Below are 634 nucleotides of genomic sequence, written 5' to 3' on the forward strand. Positions count from 1 at the left end.
TGGGGGGTATTATCCTCGTTCATGGCTTGGGCATGTGTTCCATCTGGGGTGGTCTGTTGATGATATCTGCTGGCTGATATCTGCTGACTGCAAGCACCTTGGGCTTATAGCTCGGGATTATTCTGCTGATGAGAATCTGCGTTTTGCGTGTCGTTCGGAACAGGAAGACAGGCGACGCTTCAGGCTTCCTGCTGGTGGTTTAGAATACGTTCCAGAGGTTAAGGAAGCGAAGGAATCACGCGGAGAGATTTTTGATGCAGGACCGTCTGAGAATGGGTGTGAGTCATCTTCTCGGATAGGTTTTTATGAGCTTCTTMGTCGCAACAGTGGGAACAAGGTTGATGTGTTTAAACATCTTGAACGCATTGGCAGGGATGAGGCCATAAGGCTTCAATCTGATCGCATTGCTGACAGGCTTGAAGGKCTGGGGATTCCGTCTAGGCGTAAGAAGCAGGATGGCACCTTTTTCAAGGTGGGTTTGCTGTCTGGATTAGCTAAGCAGATGGATGAACAGTTTAGGCATATCATGTTCATTCCTGCTGTTGCTGTTGCTGAGCGTCGCCAGTTGAGGAATGAGCTGACCTATTGGATTGATAACATTCTCCCGAATAAGGGGAAGTATCTGCGGTACATG

General features: G+C 48.6%; 1 protein-coding gene. It reads left to right on the forward strand.

Annotated elements, in window-relative coordinates:
* Window positions 1-634 (forward strand): hypothetical protein (locus tag KP705_RS16040; RefSeq protein ID WP_215764958.1); only part of this gene is annotated, 634 nt, incomplete at both ends.

This window comes from Gluconobacter sp. P1D12_c (assembly GCF_018812105.1).
In the GTDB taxonomy this organism is placed as follows: Bacteria; Pseudomonadota; Alphaproteobacteria; order Acetobacterales; family Acetobacteraceae; genus Gluconobacter; species Gluconobacter oxydans_A.